Consider the following 20,791-nt stretch of genomic DNA (forward strand, 5'->3'; position numbering starts at 1 on the left):
TTGCGTTGCCGGTGCCGGGAGCCGCCATTTCTTTGCGGACGTGACATGATGTTTCGCGCCCGTGGCCGGGCGCGAAACGGGAGGCCTATCCGCCGTCGGGCTCGAAGGCGTAGCCGAGGCCGCGCACGGTGCGGATGAAGCGCGGGTTGGCCGGATCGGGTTCGATCTTGCGGCGGATGCGCGTGATGCGCACGTCGATGGCGCGGTCGAAGGCCTCGGCATCACGTGCATCGGCGACGTCGAGCAGAAATTCGCGCGAAAGCACGCGGCGCGGATGATCGGCGAAGGCCTTGAGCAGCAGGAATTCGGACTTGGTCAGCGGCTGCGACTGGCCCGCCTCGTCGCGCAGGCGGTGGGTGTCGACGTCGAGCCACTTGGTGCCGAAGCGGACGCTGCGGCCGGCTGCGGGCTGGGAGGCGCCGGCCCGTGTGCTGCGACGCAGGACCGAGCGGACGCGCGCAACGAGCTCGCGCAGCTCGCACGGCTTGGCGAGATAGTCGTCGGCGCCGAGCTCGAGCCCGACGATCCGGTCGATGGCGCTCGCGGTGGCGGTGAGCATGATGACCGGCACGTCGCCCGCCGCCTTGAGCTGGCGCACCACCGACAGTCCGTCCTCGCCAGGCATGTTGAGGTCGAGCACCACGAGGTCCGGCTGCTGCCTGGCCATGAAATGGCGCAGGCTGGCGGCACCGTCGCATAGGGTCACGGCAAAGCCGTGGAGGCGCAGGTAGTCGCCCACCATCTCACGGGTGGCCGGCTCGTCGTCCACCACCGCGATATGCGGCCCCGTGTTCGTCATGGCGGGTCATCACCGTCGTCGAGGGGCAGAAGGAGACTGAAGGTCGTGCCGCGGCCCGGACCGTGGCTCTGCGCCGTCACCGTGCCGCCGTGCAGCTCGGCGATGCGGCGGGTGATGAACAGGCCGAGGCCCGTCGCGCTCTCTCCGCCCGTCGGCTGGGCCGAGAGGCGCTGGAAGCGGCCGAAGAGGCGCATCTCGTCCTCGGCCAAGAGGCCCGGTCCCTCGTCGCGCACATGGCAGGCGGCGCCGCCCGGCCCGCGCGCGAGCGACAGCGTGATGTTCGTGCCCCCGGGGCTGTACTTGACGGCATTGGACACGAGGTTGTCGAGCGCCTCGCGCAGGCGGTCGGCGTCGCCCGTGATCATGAGACGCTCCGGCACTTCCATGGTGAGGCGCTGGCCCTTGCGCTCGGCGAGGATGCGGTTGCTCGCGGCGACCTCGGCAACGAGCACGGCAAGGTCGACCGGGCCGCGGCGCAACGCGATGTCGAGGGCATCGCCCATGGCGTCGGCGATGAGCGCATCGATCATCCGGCTCATGTGGCGGGCGGAGTTGCGCACGTGTTCCACCTGCGCGCGCATGGTCTCGCGCGGCGGCGGCTCCTGGCGCACGAGATCGTCCAGCATTTCCATTCGACCGAGAATGATGCCGAGCGGGTTCTTCAGGTCGTGAGCGATGGTGCCGAGCATCTCGGATTTCAGGCGGTTGGCCCGGGCGAGTTCGGCGCTGCGGGCGGCGAGGCGCTCATTGGCCTCACGCAGGCTGGCGGTACGCTCGGCCACACGCTGCTCGAGCAGGGCGTTTGCGTCGGCGAGCTCGCGGCGCGCTGCCCCGAGACGCTCCAGTTGGGCATAGCTGCGCAGCGCCGCGGTCAGCGTGGTGAAGAGCCGGTCGGCGGTGAGCTCTGTCTTCGCCTTGTAGTCGTTGATGTCGTGGTCGATGACGATGCGTCGCTCCGGCGCCTGGCCGGGCTGGCCGGTGCGCAGGACGATGCGGACGGTCTCGTTGGCGAGGTCGCGGCGGATGAAATCGACGAGGCTGAGGCCGGCGTCGTCACGCTCCATGACGACGTCGAGCAGGATCACCGCGATATCAGGCCGCTCGGCGACGAGCCGGCGACCTTCGGCGGCCGAACTCGCGCTGAGGATCTCGAGGCCGCGCCCGTCGAGCCGGTAGTCCCGCAAGGCGAAGAGCGTCGCCTCGTGCACGGCCCGGTCGTCGTCGATGACGGCGACCGTCCAGGGTCGCGTCCCGCTGGCCTCTTCGTTCTGAGGCATATCGTCGGTGAGGTAGAAAAGATCGCTCTTGTCCACCAGCACGCCTCGCTCCCGCCCTGCGGCAAGACTAGCACGATCATGCGCCTGCAACATCTGCGGCCCCTGCCGAAATGCAGGGCAGGCAGCTTGGCCGATGCCGCTCACACCCAGTTGCGGATGCGCGGCCCTGCCGGGCCGGCAAGATCGATCCTCTTTGTTTGCAGGCTGGTGCACCGTCGGGAGCGGCCGGCCGAAGGCAGGTCGTGTTGTGCGTTCCGCAAAAATTTAGCTGAAAGTTGCAATTTATGAACTTAGGACGCGCAAGTTGCGAGACGAAGAGGCGCGCCGGAACCTCAGACGACGGTGAGCCGCACGTCGACGTGGAGCGGGAATCGCCGAGGCGCCGGCTTCAGAGGCGAAGGGTTTCGGCGCCGCTCGTGGCCAGCACGGTGGTGGCTCCTGCTTCCTGCCGGATGCGGCGGATCTCCGCCGCGCCAAGGCAGCTGAAGCCTGTCGACAGGGCATCGGCCGTCGTTGCGTCCGGGGCGATGACGGAGAGGCTGTCATAGCGGCGGGGGGAGCGACCGGTGCGCGGATCGATGAGATGGTCGAACCGCCCGGCGGCATCGAAGCGCAGACCGTATCCGCCGGAGGTCGCGACGGCGCAGTCGTCGAGCGCGACGGTTTCGATGAGTTGGCCGGCGGCGTGGGGATCGGCGATGCCCGCGCGCCAGGCCGTCCCGTCGGGCCGCTGTCCGAAGGCTCGCGCCTCGCCCATATCGACGAGGCTCGATGCGATGCCGCCAGCGCGCAGCAGCGTCACCACGCGGTCGGTGATCCAGCCCTGGGCGATGCCATTCAGCGTCAGCGCCATGCCGGGGCGGGCGAAGGCGATGCGGTTGCGGTCCACCATGACATGTTGCAGGCCGACCCGATGCAGGGTCTCGGCCAGGCGATCCGCGGGCGGCCCGTCCGGGGCGGCCGTCTCCTGCGCAAAGTGGCGGATATAAAGCTCCCACAGCGGCTGCACGGTCGGATCGAAGGCGCCTGCGGTCAGCGTGTGGAAGCGCCGGCACGCCTCGATGAGCGCGACGAGTTCCGGCGGCGGCGCCTCCAGCACGCCGCGCCGGTTGAGCGCGGCGAGGGCCGAATCGTCACGATAGAGGCTGAAGAGCGCTTCGAGACGGCGCACCTCCGCGACGGCGTGGGCGGCGAGCCGCTCGGCCGCGCACCGGTTCCTGTGGTGGATCCTGAGCGTCGCGACGGCGCCGAGCGCCGTTCCGCGCCAGACCACCACCTCGCCGTCCGCCGGCTGCGCCAGGGCAGTGCCGATCGGCAGAAGCGCAAGGCCGGCGGCGGCGGCGCTGATGCCGATGAAGCGGCGGCGCGTCGGGACATTCGTCATGGCAGTCTCAATGCAAGACGTGGTTGGTAAGGGCTCCGGTCGCATCGGCCCCGCCGGAGCCGAGCACGTAATCCTCGGGTACCTCGGCGAAGGTGACGACGCGCCCGCCGTTGTCGGCGGCGAATGCGTCCGCGGCCGCTCGCTCGCCGAAGGGCACGACCTCCGCCGCCCCCATGCCGCCGCGCCGCGTGCTGTCGATGACGAAGAAGGCCTTGCGCGCCTCGACCCAGTTGCGCTCGCCCGGCGCCTCCCAGCTCGGTGCCTTGCCCATGTCGGAGACATAGATGGCGAGGATGTCCTTCGGCTCTTCCGGCAGCATCGTGAAGGCGAGGGCGTCGCGGGCCGAGGAGAACCAGACCGGGTGCAGCCGGCTGTCGAGGATGATCTGGCCCTTGGGCCCGGGATGCTCGAGCACGTTCATGCCGCAATAGGCGCCGAGCGCCTCGCGCGTCAGGGCATGGGGCGGCGGCGGGGCGGCGGCCTCCTCCTGCCGGCACCCGGCGACGGTGGCCATGGCGAGGACGAGGCCGACGGCCAGAAGGCGTTTCATAGTTCTCTCCGCGAGAAGGCAAGCGTGGCGAGCGCGAGCGGCGCGAGCGCCCAGGCGCCGAGGGCGCCGAGGAGCAGCGACGGGCTCATGGCGGCGGAGCCGGCAAGGCCCGCCATGCCGGCGAACTGGCTGACATTGGCGAAGCCGGTGAGATTGAAGAGCCGGTAGGCATCCGTCGGGTTGGCGAGCAGGAGGGCGTTGAGCACCGGCGCGGTGACGGTGCGGCCCTGGTCCATGACCATCAGCCCGAGAAGGCCCATATCGTAGATGAGCACGAAGACGAGCCACACGCCGACGGCGATGCCCGCGGCCGTGCCACGATCGCGGGAAGCGGCACTGATGAACTGGCCGATGGCGACGAAGGCCGCGCCGAGGAGGACCGAGGAGCCGATCATGGCAGCGAAGGCGAGCCAGCTCGTCGCGTCGATTTCCGCCCCGCTGGCAAGCAGCGCTGCCGCCGCCGCGCCGTAGCCGACGAAGGTGGCAAAGCCGAGCACGGCGACCTGGCCCGCGAACTTGCCGAGGATCACCTGCGAGCGGCCGACCGGATAGCTGAGGAGGAGCAGCATGGTGCCGCGCTCCACCTCGCCGACGACGGCGTCGTGCGCGATGAGCAGCGCGATGAGCGGCAGGAGGAAGATCGTCAGGCTCGACAGGCTGACGATGACGACATCGAGCGGCTGGGCGCCGGTCGCGCCGGAGGGTGCCGCCCCGAGGAAGGTGAGGGACAGGGCGAGGCCGGCGAGCAGCAGGGTCGTGGCCAGCACCCAGCGGTTGCGCAGCCCGTCCCGGATTTCCTTGCCGGCGATGATCAGGATCGTTCTCATGGCCGCGCCTCCCCGGAGCGCAGGAAATGGGCATAGAGCTCGTCGAGGCTCGGCGGCGTCACCTCGATGTCCTCGATCCGCGTTTCGTCGGCGAGGGCGCGGCGCACGACCTCGATCTTGCGGGCGTCATCAACGGCGATTTCGACCGCGTGGCCGTTGACGCGCTGTAGCGGGCCGCAATCGGCGAAGCGCCCCGCGAGCCCGTCGAGCCCGCCAACTGCCGTGAGGCGCACGCGCACCGGCAGGCGGGCGAGCCGGCGCAATTCGGCGAGGGAGCCGTCCGCCACCATGGCGCCTCGGTTCATGATGACGACGCGCTCGGTCTCGCCTTCGAGCTCCGAGAGGGCGTGCGACGCGAGCAGGATCGTCGTGCCGCGGCCGCGCAGCTCCTGCAGGATCTCGTAGAAGCTCTGGCGCAGCGCCGGATCGAGGCCGGTCGTCGGCTCGTCGAGCAGCAGCACGCGCGGCGCGCCGATGAGGGCCTGCGCGAGGCCGAGGCGCTGGCGCATGCCCTTGGAATAGGTGCCGACGCGGCGGCTGCCGGCGGCGCCGAGGCCGACGCGTTCGAGCAGGGCGAGCGCCTCGCCGACCGGCTCGCCCTTGAGGCGGGCGTAGAAGGCGAGCGTCTCGCGCCCGGTCAGCGCCGTGTTGAAGGACACGCTCTCGGGCAAAAAGCCGAGGCGCCGGCGGGCGGCGAAGGCGCCCGAGGCCGGGTCCTCGCCGAGCACGCGCACGCTGCCGGCGGTCGGCTGGATGAGGCCGAGCATCAGTTTCATCAGCGTCGTCTTGCCGGCGCCGTTGTGGCCGACGAGGGCGACGATCTCGCCTTCGTCGAGCGAGAATGAGACGTCACGCACCGCCTCGACGGTGCGGAAGCGCTTGCCGACGCCCGAGAGCGCGACGGTTGCGGTCATGACCGGTCTCCTTGCGGCAGGTGCGGCGGCGGCGCGGGCGGCGCCATCAGCGGCCGGCTGTCGACGACCCCGCCGGGGTAGAGGGCGGGAAACTGCGATTGCGCCCAGCGGATCACCTGCACCGCCGGGCTGTTGAGCAGCACCTTGGCCTGCGGCGCCGTCCACAGCACCCGATCGACGATGCCGTTGGGCCGGTAGGCGATGTCGGCGATGCCGTCGCCGTCGAGGTCGAAGGCGGGGTTGTCGCTCCAGTAGTTGCCGCGCCCGTCCTTCGACCAGTCGAGGAAGCGGGTGCCGACATATTTCACCTGCGTGCGGTTTCTGATGAAGGCGTTGCCCGTCATGGCATTGCCCTCGGACCCGGCGGTGAAGTGGATGCCGGTCTCGCAGCCCTCGAAGCGGTTGCCCTCGAAGCGGTTGTTGTTGGCGTTGTAGATGAAGACACATTTCTCCGGGCCGGTGCGTGCGGCGCCGTCGGCCTCGCGCGCCTCCGCCCCGCCGACCGGCAGGCCGTGCTCGCCGGCATCGGCCGAAAGACCCGCGTCGCGCCAGCGCGTCGCCGGCAGCATGCGCCCGCGCACGACATTGCCCGCGATCACCGAGCCGTTGGCGTAGTTGAAGAGGAGGCCGTGGTCGCGGTCTCCGTCGGAGAGATTGTCGCGCACGGTAAGCCGGTTGGAGAACATGATGGCGAAGCCGATGGCGTTGCCGCGCGAGATGTTGCCGGAGACCTCGCTGTTGTTGGTGTACATGTAGTGGACGCCGAAGCGCAGGTTGTGGAAGCGGTTGCCGCGGAAGACGTTGTCGCGGCTCGACATCACCATGATGCCGTCGCGGCCGAAGCTGATGTCGTTGCCGATGATCCTCGCCCCCGGCGCATTCCACACCGAGACGCCGTTGCCCGCCTCGCTCGAGCGGCCGCTCGTCTGGCCGACGATGACGTTGTCGCGCACGAGGGCCCCGGCGGCGCCGTGCACGTAGACGCCAAAGAGGTTGTTTTCGATGCGGTTGTGCTCGACGAGTGCGCCTCCGGCCGCGGTGCGGGTGAGGAGAATGCCGGAATCGAGCGTCTCCAGGCTGCGCCCCGAGCCGCGCACGGTGAGCCTGCGCACCGTTACGCCCGGCACGGTCACGGTGATGACGCTGCCCTCGCCGCTGCCCGCGACGGTCGCCGCATCCTGCCCGTCGAGCGTCACCGCCCGGCCGATGGTGACGGGCCCGCGATGGACGCCCGGCTGAAGGCGCAGGATGTCGCCGGGCTCAGCCCGGTCGAGCGCCGCCTGCAGCGCCTCGCCAGGGGAGACGACGATCTCCCCCGCCGCGGCGGCTGAGGACAGGCCGGCGGCAAGGGCCGCCGCCGGCAGGCTGCGCAGGATGGTCGCGAGCGCACACATCGCTCAAGGTCCTTCTGGAACGGGGCGTGATGGCCTTGCCCCCCTCTCCCCGACGGAACGCGGGATTCCGGGTTCCGCCGTTGTCTGGGCAGGTCGGGCAAGCCCGGCCAGCCCGCGGGGAGAGGGGGGATGAGGCCCCCCGGCCTCGTCTTCGGCTCAGGCGTTGCGCGGCTCCACGAACATCCGGCCCTTCATCTCCATGTGCATGGCGTGGCAGAACCAGCTGCAGTAGTACCAGTACACACCGGGCCGGTCGGCCGTGAAGGTGACGGAGGCCGTGGCGTGCGGCCCGACTTCCATGTTGATGCCGTAGTTGACGATGCAGAAGCCGTGCGTCAGGTCCTCGATCTCGTCGAGGTTGGTGACGAAGACTGTGACCTCGTCGCCCTGCTGCACCTGGAAGGTCTCGAGGCTGAAGGTCGGCGCCACCGACGTCATGTAGACGCGCACCTTGTTGCCGTCGCGCACGATCTTGGTGTCTTCCATGAGGTTGACGCCATCGGCCGCGGCCTGCTTCACCGCATCGGCGAAGAGCGGGTCGTCCCGCTGCCACACGTGCACCGGATTGACCTTGGAGCGGTGCACGATGGTCGCGTCATGCGGCTCCGCGAAACTCGGGCCGTCGTGGACGATGACCATGCGATCGCCGGAGATGTCGATCAGCTGGTCGTTCTCCGGCTTCAGCGGGCCGACGTTGAGGTAGCGGTCCTTCGAGAACTTGTTCAGCGATATCAGCCATTTGCCATCCGCCTCCTTGGTCTGGCCCATGGAGGTGTGGTTGTGGCCGGGCTGGTAGTGGACGTCGAGCTTCTGGATGATGGGGTTGACCTTCTCACCCTTGTAGGCGCGCTTGGCGGCGTCGATGTTCCACTTGCAGACCTGGCTGTCGATGAACAGCGTCGTATAGGCGTTGCCCTTGCCGTCATAGGCCGTGTGCAGCGGTCCGAGGCCGAGCTCCGGCTCGGCGACGACCGTGTCGCGCGGCTTGATCTTGTCGTCGAACAGGTCGTCGAACCGGCGCACGTCGAAGACCGTGACGGTTGGCGAGAGCTTGCCATTGGCGACGACGTGGATGCCGTCGGGTGCCGTGTTGATGCCGTGCGGACTGTTGGAGACCGGGATGTAGCGCGTGTAGGGCGAGCCCTTGCGGCCGTCGATGACCGGCACGCCGCCCATTTCCTTGAAGTCGCCCTTCTTCACCGCCTCTTCGATGCGCTTGAGGTTGAAGACGACGATCCAGTCCTGCTCGTTCGCCATCATCTCGGGCAGGGTCACGCCCTCTTCCGAGTTGTAGCAGGTGGCGAAGGCATACTTGCCCTGGTAGTCGGCATCGACGTTGTCGAGGTTGCCGTCGACCATCACCTGCCAGGCAACCTTCATCGTGTCGCCGTCGATGGCCGAGAAGATGGCATGGTACTGCTTGTGGTCGTCGAGCACGTCGCCGGTGTTGGGGATCGGCGCGCGGTCCTCGCCGTTGGCGAAGACATAGCCGGTGCGCGGGTACTTCTGCACGCGAAGGCCGTGCACCGTGTGCTGGTTGGGCAACTGGATGATCTTGTCGCACTTCATCACGTCGCAGCGGATGCGCGCGACGCGCGTGTTGGCCTTGTCGTTGACGAAGATGTAGCGCCCGTCGTAGCTGCCGTCGGTGAACGACATGTGGGGATGGTGCAGGTCGCCGTTGAGATAGGTCTTGAGGCCCTGCTTGGCGAGGAACTCCCGCGTCTCGGGCAGGAGGCCCTCGGTCAGCACCTTGAGGCTCTCGTTGGTCTGGCCCCAGCCGGTGGCGCTGCAGCGGTTGAACACCGGCACGCGCATCAGTTCGCGCATGGAGGGCAGGCCGACGATGCGCAGTTCGCCCGTCTGGCCGCTCGAGAAGAAGACGTAATATTCGTCAAGCTCGCCGGGATGCACCTCCGCCTTCTGGCCGGCGCGCGCGGCGGGCCGCGTCTGGGCCTCGGCGGGGTTCGCGAGCGGGCCTGCGAGCGTCGTCAGCGCAGCCGTGCCGCCGGCACCGGCGACACCCGCCACCGCCGCGACGGAGGCGGTCGATCCGAGTAGCTGTCGCCGGCTGACGCCGGCCTTCGTCTCTACCGACTTCGTGTCTTCCTGTGCCATCCGAGCCTCCTTTTCGCTCATGAGGGGGCACCCGCCGTCTCGGCGGGCCGGGCCGCATCAGCCACGGCCTTGCCGTTGCGCGTGATGATGGGCTTGTTGGGGGCTTTTCCCGCGGGGCGGGGAGCGTTCTGAGCCAGCCAGCGCTCGCGCTTGACGCGCACCTGGATCATGTGCGGGCAGCGCTGGTCGTCGTGGTAGAGTTCCTGGCAGTGCATGCAGTAGATGCACTCGTTGACGTTGATGTGCCCTTCGGGGTGGATCGCCTCGACCGGGCATTCCTTGGCGCAGCGGTGGCAGGGCGAGCCGCACTCCGGCCAGCGCTTCAGCCATTCGAACATGCGGATGCGGCCGGGAATGGCGAGCGCGGCGCCGAGCGGGCACAGGTAGCGGCAGAAGAAGCGCTCGATGAACAGGCCGATGGACAGGAGCGTCAGCGCATAGATGACGAAGGGCCATTCGCGCGCGAACTTGAGGATGATTGCGGTCTTGAACGGCTCGACCTCGGCCCATTGCTCGGCGAGCCCGACCGAGTGCAGCGACAGACCGAAGAGCACGAGGAAAATGATGTATTTCAGCGGCCACAGCCGCTCATGCAGGCCCCAGGGCAGCGTCAGCTGCGGCACCTTGAGGAAGCGCGCGAGGTTGTTGGTCAGTTCCTGCAGGGCGCCGAAGGGGCACAGCCAGCCGCAGAACGGGCCCCGCCCCCAGAAGAGCAGCGCCGCTGCCACCGACGACCACAGGATGAAGACGAGCGGCGCGGCGAGGAAATATTCCCAACTGAAGCCCGTGATCAGCGCATTGGTGAAGGTGATGACATTGACCACCGACAGCTGGGCATTCATCCACCAGCCGAGCCAGAAGAGCGTGAAGGCGAGATAGCCGCGCCGCACCCAGGTGAAGAGCCGCGGCCGCGACACGAGCCAGTCCTGGAAGAAGAAGATCAGCGTCAGGACCGCGATGGCGACGGCGGCGATCGAGATGTTGACGGTGTTGTCGCGCCAGATGCGCTCCCACAGCGGCATGGCGAGTACGTCGTCCATGCTGGCCGACGGGCGTGCTTCAGCCAGTGCCGGCGCCGGGGTGGGCGCGGCGGGCGTCTCGGCGACGAGATAGCGCTCGGGCAGCCGATAGGCGAGGTCATAGGTGAGGAAGGCCTTGTCGCGGGCCCCGACCGGGCGCTGCACGAGGAGTTGCAGGTCCCATTCCCGCGCCGGATCGAAGGGGAAGTGCTCGGGCACCACGAAGAGCGCGATCTCGGGCAGGTCCGGCGCTCCGTCGGCCGCGAGGTTGCCGAGCCGAGTGTGGTTGCGGTCGCGGAAGCGCGTCGTGCTGCCGTCCTGCACCAGCTCGATGCGGTCGAAGATACCGCCGCGGACGTAGCCGGAGCCCTTGAAGGAATAGGCGCCTTCGCCCGCGACGAGGAGGGCGTGCTGCCCGGGCGCGAGCCGCTTCGTCAGGCGCTCGTAGCCTTCATCGCCGAGGAGGCTGCGGCCGATCGTCGGCACCGAGACGGGCGCGGCATAGAGGTCGATGAAGAGGTCTTCGTTCTCCCCTTCCGCTTGGGCCGCCGCTTCCGCCTGGCCGGCCCTGGCGAAGGCCTCGTTCACCTCGCCGACGGACAGGTTAAGGCGCCGCACGGAGCCGTCGCCGACGAGGTCCTCCCAGCTACGGATCTCGCTCACGGACATGTCGATGGCGCGCGCCACCGGCGCTGCGACCGGCGCGGCATCGGTGCCTCCGCCGAGGCGGCCGCTGCGCACGAGGCTCACGGCCGAGCGCACGACGCTGTCGCCCATGACGAGGACCGTGACGGTGGCGCCGCTGACAATGTCGACCTGCGGCGGGCGCTCGGCGCCGTGCGCCACGGCGGCCGTGTCCTTGCCGATGAGGCTGTTGACGGCGGCAACGATGCGTTCTTCCGGGATGCCGATGAGAACGATCGGCTCCTTGTGGTCGACGAGCCTGATCGACCGCACGACGCCGCTCGCCTCGATGCCCACGAGCATCTTGATGGGCTTGCCGGAATAGCCGACGGCATTGGCGAAGTCGGAATTGAGATAGACGAAGCCGAGCCGCTCCTCGCCGCGCATCACCGGCGCGATCGGCGGCTCCCCCTGGGGCGGGCCGAAGCGCTCCGCCTGTGGAAAAATGTCCTGCGGGGCGACCTTGCCGAGGTAGCGGTCAAGCTCGCCCGCTGCCGCCGGCTGCCCCGCCGCGGCGAGAAGGAGGCACGCCGCAACGAGAAGCGGCACGGCCAGGAAGGCGAAGGGGGTGCGGCGGTTCATCATGTCTCGTCAGGATCGTCGCCTGCCCCCGAGTTGGGCGCGGCGTGCATCCTGTTTGGGCGCATTCGGCCTCCGGCACTTTGAGGCGCATCAAATTGGCCGATCGGCATGCCGCGGGCCGTCGCCCGCGTCGTTAGGCGCGTCCGCGTGCGACATCGTCGTCCATGGCCGGAGCCGGGGGCGATGATCCTGGTGCTGCCGCAGCCCGACAGCGAACTTTATGAAGGTGGAAAACGCGATGAAGCGGTGGTGAGGGAGGGCGTCGCTGTTCCCGGCTCGCCCTTGTTCGGAAGCGTCCTCTTCCCGGCGCGCCGTATCAGGCGGCCCCGCCGCGCCGCAGGTTGGGCAGGAAGATGGTGAGGAGCCCGAGCAGCGGCAGGAAGGAGCACAGCCAGTAGACATAGGCGATGCCCTTGGCGTCGGCGACGACCCCGAGCAGCGCCGCCGCGATGCCGGCCGTGCCGAAGGCGAGACCGAAGAAGATACCCGCAACCATGCCGACGCGGCCGGGGACGAGTTCCTGCGCGAGGACGACGATGGCCGGGAAGGCGGAGGCCATCACGAGGCCGATGACGGCAGAAAGCACGATCGTCCACTCGAGGCTGGCGTAGGGCAGGGCGAGCGTGAACGGCACGGCGCCGAGGATGGACACCCAGATCACTGCCTTGGCACCGATGCGGTCGCCGATCGGGCCGCCGAGGATCGTGCCAGCCGCCGCCGATCCGAGGAAGACGAACAGCATCACCTGCGACAGCTGCACGGACACGCCGAACCGGTCGAGCACGTAAAAGGTGTAGAAGCTGGAGATGCTCGCCATGTACACGTTCTTCGAGAAGGTGAGGATGGCGAGCACCACGAGGGCGACGACGATCTTGTACCGGGCGATCGAGACCGTGCGCGTCGCCTTCGGGCGTTGCGTCACCCGCGCCTGGTAGCGCGCGTACCAGGCGCCGACCTGCCACAGGATGGCCATGCCGATGAAGGCGATGAGGGAGAACCAGGCGACGCTCGCCTGGCCGCGGGGCACGACGATGAAGGCGGCGAGCAGAGGCCCGAGCGCCGAGCCGAAATTGCCGCCGACCTGAAACAGCGACTGGGCGAGGCCGTAGCGTCCGCCGGAGGCGAGACGCGCGACGCGCGAGGCCTCGGGATGGAAGATCGCCGAGCCGATGCCGATGAGCGCCGCCCCGGCGACGAGGAGGAGGTAGTCGCTGGCGAAGGCGAGAACCATCAGGCCCACGAAGGTCGAGCCCATGCCGACGGGCAGCGAATAGGGCATGGGCCGCTTGTCCGCGTAGAGGCCGATCATCGGCTGCAGCAGCGACGCCGTACCCTGGAAGGTCATGGTCAGGAGCCCGATCTGCCAGAAGTCGAGCCCGTAGTCGCGCTTCAGCATCGGATAGATCGCCGCCAGCAGCGACTGCATGACATCGTTGATGAGATGGCACAGGCTCACCGCCGCGATCACGAGGAAGGCCGTGTTCTCGGCATGGGATCTGGCGGTGACGGGCGTGTCGGTCACGGGCTGGGCTCCGATGGCTTGCTGCTTCTTCCATAGGCCGCTTGCGGGCGTACTGCTTTCGTGTTTTGGTCCAAAAGTTTCGTGGTTGGGCCAAGTCTGAGGGTGGCGCATGAATGGGCGTAGCGTCATGCAGCCCCTGCATGTCGATCGGCAGCGCCGGGAGTGGATCGACAGCGCGCAGGCGGCGGTCATCGCCCTGCCGGCGGACTATCCGGACGGCCATCACGTCACGCGCCACCGCCACACGCGCGCGCAGCTGCTCTATGCCCTGTCCGGCGTCGCCATGGTCCACACGGACAGCGGCCGCTGGATGGTGCCGCCCGGCCATGCCATCTGGCTGCCGGCGGGGATCGATCACGCGGTCGACATGCTCGGCGACGTCGCGATGCGCTCCGTCTATGTCCGCCCCGCGGCCATTCCCGGCCTGCCGCAGGATTTGCGCGTGGTCGCCGTCACCAGCCTCATGCGCAGCCTCATCGTCGAGGCGATGGCGCTGGCGCGCGATGTGCCCGCGGCCGGCCGCGACGCGCTGCTGCTCGACCTCATCCTGCACGAGATTCCGCGCCTTCCCGAGCGGCCGCTGGCGCTGCCCTTTCCGGCCAATCCCCAGCTCGTCGCGCTGTGCCGCCGCTTCCTCGCCGAGCCGTCGGCGCATGTCACCATCGACGCCTGGGCGAAGGCCGCCGGCATGAGTCGGCGCAGCTTCACCCGCACCTTCCAGCGCGAGACCGGGCTCAGCCTCTCCCTGTGGCGCCAGCAGGCCTGCGTCTTCGCCGCGCTGCCGCGCCTTGCCGACGGCGAGCCGGTGACCCTTGTGGCGCTCGACCTCGGCTATGAAAGCATCGCGGCCTTCATCACGATGTTCCGACGCATGACGGGCGAGGCGCCGCGGGCCTGGCTGAAGCGCGGGCAACGTGCGGTCGCAGCCGGTGAACGGGTTGCGATCACGCAAGCGTGACCCCACCTGTCGGGCCTGCACCCTCGCAAGGACCGATCCATGCCCACCATCCATGGCCACGACGCGGCTGTCGCGGAGGCCGAGCCGGACGCCGCGTCCGGCAAGCCGGAAAAAACCGTCGAAACGGCACGCGCCGACGCTATCCTGCCGCGCATGCAGCCCATCCTCTCCATCACGAATCTCTCGAAGACCTATGCATCCGGCTTCGAGGCCCTGAAGGGCATCGATCTCGAGATCCGGCGCGGCGAGATCTTCGCGCTGCTCGGGCCGAACGGCGCCGGCAAGACGACGCTGATCAGCATCGTCTGCGGGCTCGTGACGCCGAGCACGGGCACCGTGCGCGTCGACGGGCACGACATCATCGCCGACTACCGGGCCGCGCGCTCCATCATCGGCCTCGTGCCGCAGGAACTGACGACCGATTCCTTCGAGACCGTCTGGGCTACCGTGAGCTTCAGTCGCGGGCTCTTCGGCAAGCCGGCGAACCCGGCCTATATCGAGAAGGTACTGAAGGACCTCTCGCTGTGGGACAAGCGCAACGCCAAGATCATGACGCTGTCGGGCGGCATGAAGCGCCGGGTGCTCATCGCCAAGGCGCTGGCGCACGAGCCGCGACTCCTCTTCCTCGACGAGCCGACGGCCGGCGTCGACGTCGAGCTTCGGCGCGACATGTGGAACGTCGTGCGCACGCTGCGCGACACGGGCGTCACCGTCATCCTCACCACCCACTACATCGAGGAGGCGGAGGAGATGGCGGACCGCATCGGCGTCATCAACCGCGGCGAGCTGGTGCTCGTCGAGGAGAAGGATGAACTGATGCGCAAGCTGGGCCGCAAGGAGTTGACGCTGCATCTGCAGGTGCCGCTCGAGGCGCTACCCCCGGGGCTCGACGGCTATGCGCTCCAGCTGTCGGAAGACGGGACGGAACTGACCTACGTCTACGATACCCAGGGCGAGCGCACCGGCATCACCACGCTGCTGCAGGACCTGTCGGGCGCAGGAATCCGCTTCCGAGACCTGCAGACGCGGCAGAGCTCCCTTGAGGAAATCTTCGTCAGCCTCGTGAGGAACGCCCGATGAACCTTCACGCCATCAGCGCCATCTACCGCTTCGAGATGGCGCGCGCCGGGCGCACGCTGCTGCAGAGCATCGTCTCCCCCGTCATCTCGACCTCGCTCTACTTCGTGGTCTTCGGCGCGGCCATCGGCCCGCGCATGGCCGAGATCGACGGCGTGAGCTACGGCGCCTTCCTCGTGCCCGGGCTCATCATGCTGACGCTGCTGACGCACAGCATCTCCAACGCCTCCTTTGGCATCTATTTCCCGCGCTTCGTCGGCACCATCTACGAGGTGCTGTCGGCGCCGGTCTCGCCGATGGAGATCGTGGTCAGCTATGTCGGCGCGGCGGCGACGAAATCGATCATCCTCGGCCTCATCATCCTGGCGACGGCTGCCCTCTTCGTGCCGCTGCGCGTGGAGCATCCCTTCTGGATGCTCGCCTTCCTCGTGCTGACGGCGGTGACGTTCAGCCTCCTCGGCTTCGTCATCGGAATATGGGCCGACAATTTCGAGAAGCTGCAGCTCGTGCCGCTGCTCATCGTCACGCCGCTCACCTTCCTCGGCGGCAGCTTCTATTCCATCGACATGCTGCCGCCCTTCTGGCGCGCCGTGAGCCTGTTCAACCCGGTCGTCTATCTCGTCAGCGGCTTCCGCTGGAGCTTCTACGGCATCTCCGACGTCAACATCGCGGTGAGCGTCGCGATGACCCTCGCCTTCCTCGTGCTCTGCCTCGCCGTCGTCAGCTGGATCTTCCGGACCGGCTACCGCCTCAAGACCTGAAGCGCGCTCGCGGCCGCCGCTGCAGGCGGCCGCATCCTCCTCAGCGTTGCTCAAGGCGCAACTCTCCGGCGCGAAAACAGTTCTATTCGCAACGCAATTTTGCCGGCATGGTGCCATCTTGCCGGCCTGATCGTGGGCGCGAGCGTTCGAGAATCGACGACGGCCGGCGCCACAGAGAGGGTCTTCTCATGGCTACCAGCCGCGGCGGGGCGATCGGTCCCGCGCTCGTTCTTCATCTGGCGGTTCTCGCTATCGTCGTCGTGTCCGAGATCATCGGCCTCATCCGCGTGCCGATCGGCATCGGGGCGGTGATCCTCCTGCCGATCCTCTACGCCTTCGCGCTGGGCATCATCTTCAATCCCAATGTGCTCAAGGCGACGGGCAGGGTGCTCAACCACGACGCGACGAAGCTCGCCGGCACCATGATCACCATCGCGATCATGCCGTTCATCGCCCGCTTCGGCACGACGGTCGGCCCGCAGATCGAGAAGATCATCGCCGCCGGGCCCGCGCTTATCCTGCAGGAGCTGGGCAACCTCGGCACGATCCTCATCGCCTTCCCGGTCGCGGTCTTCCTCCTGCGCATGGGCCGCGAGGCCATCGGCGCGAGCTATTCCATCGACCGCGAGCCGAACCTTGCCCTCATCGCCGACAAGTACGGGCTCAACAGCCCGGAAGGCGCCGGCGCCATGGGCGTCTATGCCACGGGCACCCTGATCGGCACCTTCGTCTTTGCCCTCATGCCGCCGCTCGTGCACGGGCTCGGCATCTTCGACGTGCGTGCGCTCGCCATGTCCTGCGGCGTCGGCTCCGGCTCGATGCTCGCGGCCTGCACCGGCGGTCTCGTCGCGGCCGTGCCGGACCAGAAGGATCTCATTCTCGCCCTCGCCGCAGCGAGCAACATCCTGACCTATGCCACGGGGCTCTATGCCGGCCTCTTCCTCGCCCTGCCGCTCACCGAGTGGCTCTACCGCACCTGTGCGCCGGCCGACCGCGCCAGCACGATGCACTGAGGAGCCTCAGCCATGAACAACGAGATCGCCATTTCCGATGCGCCGGCCGAGGGTCGTGCGATCGACCTCGCCAGCCATGCCGTTCAGCTCCTCGTCGTCTGCGCCGTCGCGCTCGTCGGCAACTGGGTGGCGACGAACGTCTCGCCGCTCGAGGCGCTGCCGGGCATGGCCTGCCTCTATGCCATGACGATCGTCGGCCTCGTCATCGCCAAGTACATGCCGTTCTACCTGCCGAGCGTCGCCTGGATCTCCCTCGTCGCCATCATCGCGACAATCCCCGGCGTGCCGGGAGCCGCCTTTGTCAACGAGGCGGTCGGCAAGCTGAATTTTCTCGCGATGGCGACGCCGGCGCTCGCCTATGCGGGCCTCGCGCTCACGAAGAACGAGTTCGCGATCGCCCGCAAGTCGGGCTGGAAGATCGTCATCGTCGCCATCTGCGTGATGTTCGGCACCTATATCGGCTCGGTCGTCATCGCCGACCTCGTGCTGCGCATCACCGGCTGAGAAGGTTCCCGAACCATGGCAGTGCAAAAGGTTGCGGTCGTCGGTCTCGGCCGCATGGGACAGGGCATGCTCGCGACCCTGGCGCGGGCGGGCGTGCCGGTGATCGGCTATGACGTCGCTGCCGGCGCCCGTGAGGCGGTGGCAACGGTCCCCGGCGCCGAGGTCACCGCCGACCTCCCCGCTATCTGGCGCGAGGCTGAGACGATCGTCCTGTCGCTGCCCTTCCCGGCCACCGTCGAGGCGGTGCTGACGGGGGAGGGCGGCCTCGCCGCCTCGCCCGCGAGCGGCCGGCTCGTCATCGACACTTCGACGAGCGATCCGGACCTGACGCGCGCCTTGCACGCCCGCCTCGCCTCGGCCGGGCACACGCTCGTCGATGCGCCCGTCAGCGGCGGCCCTGCCGGCGCCGCGGCCGGCACGCTCGCCATCATGGTGGGCGGGACGGCCGAGGCGGTGGCCCGCGCGAGGCCCGTGCTCGACATCCTCGGCCAGAAGGTCTCGGTCGTCGGCGGGCCGGGCGACGGCCACATCGCCAAGCTGGTCAACAACGTGCTCGTCGCCGGCCAGCTCATCCTCGCCGGCGAGGCGATGCGCGTCGGCGTCGCCGCGGGCGCCTCGCAGGAGGGGCTGATCACGGTCGTCAACGGCGCTTCCGGCCGCAGCGCCGTCACGGAGGTGAACTATCCGCGCTGGATCGCGAGCGGCAGCTTCGATTCCGGCTTCACCATGGGCCTCATGGCCAAGGACGTCGGCCTCGCGCTCGCGCTCGCCGAGCGCACGGGCCTCGCCATCCCCATGCTGCGCGAGGTGCGCGAGCGCTGGAATGCGCTGACAAGGGGCTGGGGACCGGCTGCCGACTTCAACCGCGCCGCTCTGGGAGATCCTGCATGACCGACCCTTCCGCGACCGCCCTTTCCGCAGCACCTGCCGACGCGCGCTCGCTCCTTTCGCCGTTCTGGGGGGAGGAGGCCCGGGTGGCGAGCCTCGTCGCCGGCCGCCTCGTCGACGGCGCCGGCGACACGGTGACGGTCGCCGACCCGGCGAGCGGGCGCACCCTCCTCACCTATGCCGATGCGGGCGAGGCGCTCGTCGCCAACGCCGCGGCGGCGGCCGATGAGGGGCGCAAGGCGTGGTGGGGGCTGACGGCTGCCGAGCGCGGCCGCATCCTCCATCGCGTCGGCGCACTGGTGCGCGAGCGGGTGGAGGATCTCGCCCGCATGGAGGCGGTCAATGTCGGCAAGCCGCTGGCCGATGCGCGCGCCGAGGCGATCAAGGTCGCCGAGATGTTCGAGTACTACGCCGGCTGGTGCGACAAGATCCACGGCGAGGTCATCCCCGTGCCGACCTCGCACGTCAACCAGACCATGAAAGTGCCCTACGGCGTCGTGCTGATCATCACGCCGTGGAATGCACCGCTCTTCGTCGCCGGCTGGAATGTGGCCCCTGCGCTCGCCACCGGCAATGCGGTGCTGCTCAAGCCTTCCGAGAATACGCCGCTCACCGCGCTCGCCCTCGGCCGGCTCATGATCGAGGCCGGCGTGCCCGAAGCAGCCGTCGGCGTGCTGACCGGCCTCGGCCACACGACGGGTGCGGCCGCCATCCGCCACCGCGCCGTGCGCAAGGTGGCCTTCATCGGCTCACCGGCCACGGGCCGGCGCATCGCGGCGCTATGCGCCGAAGGCGTCAAGCCCTGCGTGCTCGAGCTCGGCGGCAAGTCAGCCAATATCGTCTTCGCCGATGCCGACCTCGAAAAGGCCGTGGGCGGCGCCGCCGGCGCCATCTTCTCCGGCGCGGGCCAGAGCTGTGTCGCCGGTTCGCGGCTCCTTGTCGAGCGCAGGATCTACGGTGAGGTCGCCGAGAGGCTCGCCGCGCTCGCCGAGAAGATCGTGGTCGGCGCGCCGCTGGCGGCCGGCACGCAGGTTGGCCCCGTGCAGAACGCGCGTCAGCACGCGCGCATCGAGACGATGGTGGCCCAGGCCCGGCGCGACGGTGCCCGGCTTCTTGCGGGCGGCGCCCGGCCGGCGGGATGTGACGACGGCTTCTTCTATCGCCCGACGGTGCTCGCCGATGTCACCAACGACCTCGAGATCGCCCGCGAGGAGGTGTTCGGCCCGGTGGTCGGCGTCATTCCCTTCGACGGGGAGGCGGAGGCGCTCGCCATCGCCAACGACAGCGACTTCGGCCTCGCCGGTGCGGTCTGGACCCGCGACGTCGGGCGCGCCATGCGTATCGTCTCGCAGCTCGAGGCGGGCACGCTGTGGGTCAATTCCTACAAGACGATCAGCGTGATGACGCCGTTCGGCGGCTTCAAGGACAGCGGCTTCGGCCGCTCGAGCGGGCGCGAGGGACTTGACGAATACCTGCAGACCAAGAGCATCTGGATCGAGACAGCAGAGAAGCCCGGCTTCAGCTTTGGCTACGGTTGATGGAGATGGCGGCGCGCGCAGCCGGCGGGGCCTGACCCAGGCCCGCGGGCGGCTGGCGCGCGCCCTGCGCTCCATCGACGACCGCTCGTTGCAGTATTTCCGGGCCGCCTTCGATGCCGGTTCCATCCGCGGCGCAGCCGAGGCCATGGGCGTCGCGCCCTCCGTGGTGAGCCGTGCCGTGCGCGCCATCGAGCTCAACCTCGGCGTGCCGCTGCTGGAGCGCGGGCGGCGCGGCATCCGCGCCACCGTCGCGGGCGAACTCCTGGCGCAGCATGCGCAGGAACGCTGGCGGCTTGACGAGCGCCTCATCGAGGAATTGTCGGCCGTCGAGGGCGGGGAGCGCGGCATCGTGCGCTTCGCCATCGGAGAGGGCTTCATCGCCGCCACCTTCCGCACGCGCGCGGCGCGCTTCCTTGCCACCCATCCCAATGTGACGCTGCATGCGGAGACGGCGGGCACCGAACAGATGCTGGAGCGCCTCGGCGCGGGCGAGCTCGACCTTGCCCTCGCCTTCAGCCCGCGCCTCACGCCCGCGCTCGATTGCCTGGCCGAGGCGGCGACGCCGGTCTTCGCGGTGATGCATAAGGGCCATGCCTTCGCCGGCGCGGAGCGTCTGCCGCTGTCGGCCTTCGCCGATGTGCCGTGCGCGCTCCAGCTGACACGTTACGGCACGCGCCGTGCCATCGAGCAGGCGGAATGGCTCGGTGGCTTTCGCCTGCGCAAGCAGGTGGAGAGCAATTCCATCGCCCTACTGCTCGAATTCGCGCGCGAAGGCAGCGGCGTCACCTTCCTGCCGCGCTTCGCCATCCACGGCATCGATGGCGGGCTCGCCACCGTCGCCCTCGCCGACGGGCCGCTCGTGGGGGCCCGATCCATGCTGCTGAAAAAGCGGGGCCGCGCCCTCGGCGCCGCGGCACAGCTCTTCGCCGCCGACATCACGGCGATGATGGCTCGGCTCGGCCGCATGGACGAGGCGCACTGA

The 20,791-nt window shown here is 69.0% G+C and carries 18 protein-coding genes; 8 read left to right on the forward strand and 10 right to left on the reverse strand.

Annotation, left to right across the window (positions count from 1 at the left end; genetic code table 11):
• Positions 1 to 85: 85 nt before the first annotated feature.
• From ASC46_RS08115 to ASC46_RS08160, 10 genes are all read right to left on the reverse strand, one after another.
• Complete coding sequence (locus ASC46_RS08115; RefSeq protein ID WP_055458778.1) at positions 86 to 799, reverse strand: response regulator; 714 nt, start codon at positions 797 to 799, stop codon at positions 86 to 88.
• Positions 796 to 2,115, reverse strand: a complete 1,320-nt coding sequence (locus ASC46_RS08120; protein ID WP_425349109.1) for an ATP-binding response regulator — start codon at positions 2,113 to 2,115, stop codon at positions 796 to 798. The genes ASC46_RS08115 and ASC46_RS08120 overlap by 4 nt, the downstream gene beginning before the upstream one ends.
• 349 nt (positions 2,116 to 2,464) lie before the next feature.
• Complete coding sequence (locus ASC46_RS08125; RefSeq protein WP_055458780.1) at positions 2,465 to 3,460, reverse strand: FAD:protein FMN transferase; 996 nt, start codon at positions 3,458 to 3,460, stop codon at positions 2,465 to 2,467.
• Positions 3,461 to 3,467: 7 nt separating this feature from the next.
• On the reverse strand, positions 3,468 to 4,010 hold the full coding sequence (locus tag ASC46_RS08130; protein WP_055458781.1) for a nitrous oxide reductase accessory protein NosL: 543 nt from the start codon (positions 4,008 to 4,010) through the stop codon (positions 3,468 to 3,470).
• Positions 4,007 to 4,837, reverse strand: a complete 831-nt coding sequence (locus tag ASC46_RS08135; RefSeq protein WP_055458782.1) for an ABC transporter permease — start codon at positions 4,835 to 4,837, stop codon at positions 4,007 to 4,009. Before ASC46_RS08135 ends, ASC46_RS08130 begins: the two co-directional genes overlap by 4 nt.
• Entirely contained in the window at positions 4,834 to 5,751 is a 918-nt protein-coding gene (locus ASC46_RS08140) for an ABC transporter ATP-binding protein (RefSeq protein ID WP_055458783.1), read from the reverse strand. Before ASC46_RS08140 ends, ASC46_RS08135 begins: the two co-directional genes overlap by 4 nt.
• Entirely contained in the window at positions 5,748 to 7,145 is a 1,398-nt protein-coding gene (locus tag ASC46_RS08145; protein ID WP_210165980.1) for a nitrous oxide reductase family maturation protein NosD, read from the reverse strand. The genes ASC46_RS08140 and ASC46_RS08145 overlap by 4 nt, the downstream gene beginning before the upstream one ends.
• A gap of 156 nt (positions 7,146 to 7,301) precedes the next feature.
• The gene (gene nosZ, locus ASC46_RS08150) at positions 7,302 to 9,263 is read right to left on the reverse strand and encodes a TAT-dependent nitrous-oxide reductase (protein WP_055458784.1); all 1,962 of its coding nucleotides are present in this window, start codon (positions 9,261 to 9,263) and stop codon (positions 7,302 to 7,304) included.
• Between the two features lie 17 nt (positions 9,264 to 9,280).
• Positions 9,281 to 11,551, reverse strand: coding sequence for a 4Fe-4S binding protein (locus ASC46_RS08155; RefSeq protein ID WP_055458785.1), 2,271 nt, complete (start codon positions 11,549 to 11,551; stop codon positions 9,281 to 9,283).
• Positions 11,552 to 11,864: 313 nt separating this feature from the next.
• The gene (locus tag ASC46_RS08160) at positions 11,865 to 13,070 is read right to left on the reverse strand and encodes an MFS transporter (protein ID WP_055458786.1); all 1,206 of its coding nucleotides are present in this window, start codon (positions 13,068 to 13,070) and stop codon (positions 11,865 to 11,867) included.
• 109 nt (positions 13,071 to 13,179) lie between these two features.
• On the opposite strand from ASC46_RS08160, the gene ASC46_RS08165 reads away from it, so the two are divergent.
• The 8 genes from ASC46_RS08165 to ASC46_RS08200 all read left to right on the forward strand — a co-directional run bounded on the left by ASC46_RS08165 (position 13,180) and on the right by ASC46_RS08200 (position 20,791).
• The gene (locus tag ASC46_RS08165; RefSeq protein ID WP_055458787.1) at positions 13,180 to 14,028 is read left to right on the forward strand and encodes an AraC family transcriptional regulator; all 849 of its coding nucleotides are present in this window, start codon (positions 13,180 to 13,182) and stop codon (positions 14,026 to 14,028) included.
• A 153-nt stretch (positions 14,029 to 14,181) separates the two neighbouring features.
• A complete protein-coding gene (locus tag ASC46_RS08170) occupies positions 14,182 to 15,108 on the forward strand; it encodes an ABC transporter ATP-binding protein (protein WP_055458978.1) in 927 nt (308 codons plus the stop codon).
• Positions 15,105 to 15,866, forward strand: a complete 762-nt coding sequence (locus ASC46_RS08175; protein ID WP_055458788.1) for an ABC transporter permease — start codon at positions 15,105 to 15,107, stop codon at positions 15,864 to 15,866. Before ASC46_RS08170 ends, ASC46_RS08175 begins: the two co-directional genes overlap by 4 nt.
• Positions 15,867 to 16,054: 188 nt before the next feature.
• Positions 16,055 to 16,879, forward strand: coding sequence for a DUF3100 domain-containing protein (locus ASC46_RS08180; RefSeq protein ID WP_055458789.1), 825 nt, complete (start codon positions 16,055 to 16,057; stop codon positions 16,877 to 16,879).
• Positions 16,880 to 16,891: 12 nt separating this feature from the next.
• A complete protein-coding gene (locus tag ASC46_RS08185; RefSeq protein WP_055458790.1) occupies positions 16,892 to 17,383 on the forward strand; it encodes a hypothetical protein in 492 nt (163 codons plus the stop codon).
• Positions 17,384 to 17,398: 15 nt separating this feature from the next.
• Positions 17,399 to 18,274 (forward strand): NAD(P)-dependent oxidoreductase, encoded by an 876-nt coding sequence (locus ASC46_RS08190; RefSeq protein ID WP_055458791.1) that lies wholly within the window; start codon positions 17,399 to 17,401, stop codon positions 18,272 to 18,274.
• Entirely contained in the window at positions 18,271 to 19,809 is a 1,539-nt protein-coding gene (locus ASC46_RS08195) for an aldehyde dehydrogenase family protein (RefSeq protein ID WP_055458792.1), read from the forward strand. Before ASC46_RS08190 ends, ASC46_RS08195 begins: the two co-directional genes overlap by 4 nt.
• Positions 19,796 to 20,791: a LysR family transcriptional regulator gene (locus ASC46_RS08200; RefSeq protein ID WP_055458793.1), complete on the forward strand. Its 996-nt coding sequence runs from the start codon at positions 19,796 to 19,798 to the stop codon at positions 20,789 to 20,791. Before ASC46_RS08195 ends, ASC46_RS08200 begins: the two co-directional genes overlap by 14 nt.

Source organism: Chelatococcus sambhunathii, from assembly GCF_001418005.1.
GTDB lineage: Bacteria > Pseudomonadota > Alphaproteobacteria > Rhizobiales > Beijerinckiaceae > Chelatococcus_A > Chelatococcus_A sambhunathii.

What these genes read in the sequence shown, in the direction of transcription:
- ASC46_RS08115 (WP_055458778.1), bottom strand. Translation starts at nt 799, where the DNA reads ATGACGAACACGGGGCCGCATATCGCGGTGGTGGACGACGAGCCGGCC.
- ASC46_RS08125 (WP_055458780.1), bottom strand. Translation starts at nt 3,460, where the DNA reads ATGACGAATGTCCCGACGCGCCGCCGCTTCATCGGCATCAGCGCCGCC.
- ASC46_RS08130 (WP_055458781.1), bottom strand. Translation starts at nt 4,010, where the DNA reads ATGAAACGCCTTCTGGCCGTCGGCCTCGTCCTCGCCATGGCCACCGTC.
- ASC46_RS08135 (WP_055458782.1), bottom strand. Translation starts at nt 4,837, where the DNA reads ATGAGAACGATCCTGATCATCGCCGGCAAGGAAATCCGGGACGGGCTG.
- ASC46_RS08140 (WP_055458783.1), bottom strand. Translation starts at nt 5,751, where the DNA reads ATGACCGCAACCGTCGCGCTCTCGGGCGTCGGCAAGCGCTTCCGCACC.
- ASC46_RS08145 (WP_210165980.1), bottom strand. Translation starts at nt 7,145, where the DNA reads ATGTGTGCGCTCGCGACCATCCTGCGCAGCCTGCCGGCGGCGGCCCTT.
- nosZ (WP_055458784.1), bottom strand. Translation starts at nt 9,263, where the DNA reads ATGGCACAGGAAGACACGAAGTCGGTAGAGACGAAGGCCGGCGTCAGC.
- ASC46_RS08155 (WP_055458785.1), bottom strand. Translation starts at nt 11,551, where the DNA reads ATGATGAACCGCCGCACCCCCTTCGCCTTCCTGGCCGTGCCGCTTCTC.
- ASC46_RS08165 (WP_055458787.1), top strand. Translation starts at nt 13,180, where the DNA reads ATGAATGGGCGTAGCGTCATGCAGCCCCTGCATGTCGATCGGCAGCGC.
- ASC46_RS08170 (WP_055458978.1), top strand. Translation starts at nt 14,182, where the DNA reads ATGCAGCCCATCCTCTCCATCACGAATCTCTCGAAGACCTATGCATCC.
- ASC46_RS08175 (WP_055458788.1), top strand. Translation starts at nt 15,105, where the DNA reads ATGAACCTTCACGCCATCAGCGCCATCTACCGCTTCGAGATGGCGCGC.
- ASC46_RS08180 (WP_055458789.1), top strand. Translation starts at nt 16,055, where the DNA reads ATGGCTACCAGCCGCGGCGGGGCGATCGGTCCCGCGCTCGTTCTTCAT.
- ASC46_RS08185 (WP_055458790.1), top strand. Translation starts at nt 16,892, where the DNA reads ATGAACAACGAGATCGCCATTTCCGATGCGCCGGCCGAGGGTCGTGCG.
- ASC46_RS08190 (WP_055458791.1), top strand. Translation starts at nt 17,399, where the DNA reads ATGGCAGTGCAAAAGGTTGCGGTCGTCGGTCTCGGCCGCATGGGACAG.
- ASC46_RS08195 (WP_055458792.1), top strand. Translation starts at nt 18,271, where the DNA reads ATGACCGACCCTTCCGCGACCGCCCTTTCCGCAGCACCTGCCGACGCG.